The 4,727-nt window shown below is 56.9% G+C and carries 2 protein-coding genes; one reads left to right on the top strand and one right to left on the bottom strand.

The features are described from left to right. The coding region (locus MR825_RS02125) for a hypothetical protein (protein ID WP_287878515.1) at positions 1 to 556 on the bottom strand (556 nt) is incomplete at its 3' end. On the opposite strand from MR825_RS02125, the gene MR825_RS02120 reads away from it, so the two are divergent. Continuing rightward, positions 452 to 4,727: GNAT family N-acetyltransferase (locus tag MR825_RS02120; protein WP_441328101.1), on the top strand; the 4,276-nt coding region annotated here is incomplete at its 3' end. The two genes, MR825_RS02125 and MR825_RS02120, sit on opposite strands and share 105 nt — an antisense overlap.

Raw genomic sequence — 4,727 nt, 5'->3', positions numbered from 1 at the left:
AGGCCGGGAGGTCTGCGGCCTGTTCTCGGCCTATGGGGACCGGGAGTTTCAGGGCGAGGTGCTGTACCGCACAAAGCTCCGTGGAGAGGACGGCATTTCCTTTTATTTTGATGATGGCTACACCTACTTCCCCTGGCCCAGCCTTGCCAATCTGCTGGACGCCCTGATCGAAGCGGGCGCTTACCCAGATATAACTGCGGAGAAAGAACCTGACCCTATTGGGGACTACAATATCCCGGCTGAAGTAGAAGAAATGGGCGGCGCCCCGCAAAGGGAGATCGGGCAAGCCGACTATGACTATGTTTTGGGTGCTGTGGCTTATGAAGCAGGTGAAACGGCGGAAGAACCCGTCCGCCCGCAAGCGGTATTTACAGAAATCAAGGGAATCCCAAAGGCGGATGAAATAGAGGCCTTTGTCCCAAAGCCGGTTGCTGGCGGGCAACAGGTCATTGTGGCAGGAGGTCAAACCAATCTGATTCCACCAGCGGAAGAATCTCCATCCCCACATAAATCCAGAGGGAATACCACCGCCCACAAAAACTTCCAGCGTTTTCAAAAACTGTTCCCGGAGATCGTGTCCGGCCAGTATGAATCTCTGCGTTTGGAGGCTGGGGACGCCTATGATCCCCTGGTGATCCACCACAAATACGGCGATCACTACTGCATGGAACATTACTATATGCAGAATGGCGACCGAATGTATGACCCCTATATGGACTTCCTGATCGACCGGGAGACTGGAACTCTGCGGGCGTTCAGCTATGAAAACAGCGGCATCGGCGTGTATCAGGAGGCGGACCCCGCAGACCCAGCGCAGGAAAAGAAAATTGCCGGGTTCGGCCAGTTCTTCGCCACCTGGCTGAACAACATCGCCAGTCAGGACTATGAGCCTGTACGCGCTACTATGCTGGTCAATGATGAGGAAGTGGATGTGGAGCTGCGGCCAGCCCCCGAAGCAGCTCCGGCCGCAGCGGATGAGGAACCGGAGCAGCTTTCCCTGCTGGCCTCGCCGTCTGAAAGAAGCCCGGAAGATCTGCTGATTGAGCGCGCTATGCTGCGTGGGCCTCTGGTTACACAGAAAAAAGATCGTATCTACGAATTTGCCCGGACCCATCCCACAGGCTCGGCTTTTGCCTCTTTCCTGAAAGAGATGTACGGCTACGAGGGGTTTCCTGATGAAGCGGCGGGGCTTGACTATGTGTATTCCGGTACGGACAGCATTGAGCTGCACTGGACCGATGAACATGGGGAAAAGAGGGAAACCAAGCTGTCCTGGCCGCAGGCTGCCGGTATTGTTCAACGCCTGGTGGATGAGGGGCGCTATCTGGAGGCCCCTGCCGTCAGCGAGCCGGAGCAGAAGGATGAGACGCAGCCGTTCAGCGCCGAATACCGTCTGTTAGACCGTCTGTGTGCTGACTGCGAGTATTTTCTGGGTGAAGGGCAGCGGGCGGAAAAGCACCTGTGGGCAGGCAGTGTGGAGGCGCAGATCGCCAAAATGCGGGAGCTGTACGCTCAACTGCCGGAAAAACCGGATTGGCTCTCCCCGGAAACCATCGACGCTTACGCCCGCCGCATGGCAGCCCCGGAGCAGCCAGAGGAAACCCGGATACTTGATGAATCGCTGGGCGCCCACAGCGGTCAGATTGATATGCTCATGCAGGCCGTCCGTGGGGAACTGACAGTGGGCACCCTGCGGTACAGCATTTTCGAGGAACGGCCCCATATCAGCATGATCGAGGTGCTGGAGGATTACCGCCGTCAGGGGATCGCCACTCAAATGCTCCGTTATCTGCAAGGACAGTATCCCGATGAAGAAATCGAGTGGGGCTATCTGACGGAGGACGGTTCCGCCCTCTACCGGGCGGTGGTGGACGAACAGCCCAACCCGGAATATCAAAAGGTCAAGACCGATTTGGAGGACATTACCCGCCTGTACGACGGCTATGTGCAGCGGATGGACAACGGCGCCATCCTCTCCCCAGCGGAAGCCGCTGATATGGATGATCTGGAGGACATTCAATACCGGCTGGAAAAGGAACTGGACGAGCTTCGGCCTGTGCGGGCTTTGGTCCGCATGGAGAGTGCGCCGTCCACTCAACCAGAGGAAAGGCCGGTCACTGAACCGCCCGCCAATCCCCGGTCGGAGCCGCCCGTTTCCCGCAACTTCCGCTTCTCCGCAGATTATGACCTCTATCCCGGAGGCGCCAAGACCAAATATAAAAACAACATCCTGGCGATCAAGACCTTGAAGCAGATCGAGGCGGAAAAGAGGACCGCCACCCCGGAGGAACAAATCACTCTTGCCCGTTATGTGGGCTGGGGCGGCCTTGCCAACGCTTTTTCCGATAAAGCGGCCGGATGGGAAAACGAATATCAGGAGTTAAAGGCCCTGTTGACCGATGAAGAATATAAGGCAGCCATGCGCTCCACCATCACCGCCTACTACACCGAGCCGGAGCTGATCCGCTATATGTACCGCGCTTTGGAGCGGTTCGGCTTTGAGGGCGGCCCCGACCGCAGGATTCTTGACCCCGGCATGGGGACCGGCAATTTCTATTCCGTGCTGCCGGAGCAGTATCAGGGGACCAAGCTGTACGGTGTGGAACTGGATTCCATCACCGGGCGTATCGCAAAGCAGCTCTATCCAGAGGCGGATATTTCCGTTATGGGCTACGAGGCAGCCAAATTCGAGGACAACAGCTTTGATGTGATCCTGGGCAACATCCCCTTCAACAGCGTCAAAATCTATGACCGCCGCTACAATGAACTGAACCCCTATATTCACGACTACTTCTTCATCAAGTCCCTGGACCTTGCCAAACCGGGCGGCATCATCGCCTTTATCACCAGCAAGGGTATCCTGGACCGAAAGGACGAGAGCCTGCGGGAATATATCGCACGACGGGCAGAGTTCATCGGCGCCATCCGTCTGCCCAATACGGCGTTCAAGGCGCTGGCGGGAACCGAAGTGACCGCGGATATTGTCTTTTTGAAAAAGAGGGCGGCCCCCATGCAGCTTGACCGGGCAAACACCCCATCGTGGATACAGACAGACATGGAACGGGGAAAATGGATTCCCTACAACCGCTACTTCATGGACCACCCGGAAATGCTCATGGGCAAGATGGAGAGCAGCCGGAATATGTACGGCAATGAGGATGGCACGGCTTGTATCGCGCCGGAGAGTTTCGATCTGTATGAACACCTCTCCGACGCGCTGGAAAGCCTGTCCGCCCATTTCAGCGCAGAGCCGGATGTGGAACCGATAGAAGAAGCGGAGGAAGAACAGCCGACCGATTATGAGGACGCCCCCGAAGGGACCCGGAATTTTACCTTTGTGGTGAAGGACGGCGAAATCTACTACTGCGAGAAGAACAGGCTGATTCCCCAGCCCTACACCGGCATGAAGGCGGCCCGCATCAAGGGCCTGTGCGAAATCCGTACCGCGCTGCTGGAGGTCATCAGCATCCAGTCCCATGAGTATGACCCTCTGGACCTCCGCAAAGCGCAGGATAAACTCAATCAGGTCTATGACCGCTTTACCGCCAAGTATGGAGCCATCAACAGCAAGGGCAATATCCTCGCCTTTTCCGATGACGATCAATTCCCCCTGTTACGCTCCATTGAGGACGAGCGAAAGGATAAGAGCGGCTGGGATAAATCAGCTATCTTCCATAAGGCGACCATCCGGCCCTTTCGGGAGGTCAACCACGCTGATACCGCCGAGGACGCCCTGCAAATCTGCCTGAACCGCAAGCTGCGGGTGGATCTCTCCTATATGTCCTTCCTGACCGGGAAAACCACGCACGAACTGGCAGAGGAGCTGGGCGGCCGCATCTATCTCAATCCGCAGAAATACTATGGGAACCCGGATGAGGGCTGGGAACTGGCGGAGGAATACCTGAGCGGCCATGTGCGGGATAAGCTGCTTTACGCAAGGCAGAGGGCGACGGAGGAGCCGGAGCTGTTCGCCCGGAATGTGGAGGCGCTGGAAGCGGTACAGCCGACACCTCTTACCCCTGCCGATATTGAGGTGAATTTGGGCGCCATCTGGGTGCCGGTTGAGTATTACCGCCAATTCATGTATGAAACCTTCCAGACCAGCGGCTATGTCAAAGTGATTGACGGCGGGGATAACCGGCGCCGCATTGATATTGAGTATTTCCCTTATACCACCACCTGGCGGATCAGCAATAAAACCTTTGAACCCAATTCCGTGACGGTGAATCAGACGCTCGGCACAAGCCGAAAAAACGCCTACGAGATACTGGAGGACTGCCTGAATATGCAGTCCACAACCGTCCGTGACCGGCAGGAATATACCAATGACAGGGGCGATAAGGCGGTCCGTTATGTCATCAATCCGAAGGAAACCATGATCGCCCGCGCCAAACAGCAGCAGATTCAGGAAGCCTTTGCCTCCTGGATATGGAGGGAACCGGAGCGCCGGGACGCCCTGCTCAAGCTGTATAACGATACCTTCAACACCGTCCGGCCCCGTGAATACGATGGGAGCCATCTGGTGATCCCCGGCATGAACTCCGAGATGAAGCTGCGGAAGCACCAGCTTGACTTTGTTGCCCGTGTCTTTTACACCGGCACAGGGCTTGCGGCCCATGAGGTGGGCGCCGGGAAAACCGCCGCGCTGATTGCGGCCGGGATGTACCTGAAGAACCTGGGCGCGATCCACAAGGCGGTGTTTGTGGTCCCCAATCCCCTTGTCGGCC

It is taken from the genome of Lawsonibacter sp., from assembly GCF_022777125.1.
GTDB lineage: Bacteria > Bacillota > Clostridia > Oscillospirales > Oscillospiraceae > Lawsonibacter_A > Lawsonibacter_A hominis.
The sequence above is the reverse complement of the archived record's forward strand: the minus strand, read 5'-3'. Positions and strand labels throughout refer to the sequence as shown.